Here is a 633-nt window from a genome sequence, read left to right as displayed (position 1 = left end):
CCGGGGTATAGACGTCGAAAACGCCCTGGTTGTGAGTTTTACGGTACTCTGTGAAGATTTTTTTCAGCATCGGGTCCAGCTCGCGATTATACGCTTTGCAGGAACCTTCAACCATTTTGATACCACCGAACGGGATGATCGCACGTTTCAGCGGCGCTTCGGTCTGCAGACCAACGATTTTTTCCAGACCTTTCTCGATATAGCCCGCGTCGTGAGAGGTGATGGTGGAAGCCAGGGCAGTGTCAAAATCAACAGGCGCGTGAGTGCGGTTTTCCTGTTTTACACCTTCCATTACGGTGTCCCACAGCTTGGTGGTCGCTTCAGTCGCGCCAGCCAGGAAGGATTCGTCGCCTTCATATGGGGTGTAGTTTTTCTGAATAAAGTCACGGACGTTGACTTCATTCTGCCAGTCACCTTTCGCAAAACCTTCCCAGGCTGTGGCTAACTTTTCATTAAGCTCGGACATGTAACACCTACCTTCTTAAGTGGATTTTTTATTTACTGCCTGAAACAACCCTTAGTGATGGTCGTTGCCACGCAGGTAAATGACCCAGTATGTCAACCCGACCAGCAGACCCCCGCCGATAATGTTCCCGATAGTTACCGGAATCAGGTTATCAGTGATGAAGTTCA

At 49.6% G+C, this 633-nt stretch carries 1 protein-coding gene; it reads right to left on the bottom strand.

Annotated features, from left to right (window positions below; genetic code table 11):
• Positions 1-466: pyruvate formate lyase family protein (locus H9Y04_RS45925; protein ID WP_306660260.1), on the bottom strand; the 466-nt coding region annotated here is incomplete at its 3' end.
• Positions 467-633 lie beyond the last annotated feature (167 nt).

The organism is Streptomyces polyasparticus (genome assembly GCF_014493765.1).
In the GTDB taxonomy this organism is placed as follows: Bacteria; Actinomycetota; Actinomycetes; order Streptomycetales; family Streptomycetaceae; genus Streptomyces; species Streptomyces polyasparticus.
The sequence above is the reverse complement of the archived record's forward strand: the minus strand, read 5'-3'. Positions and strand labels throughout refer to the sequence as shown.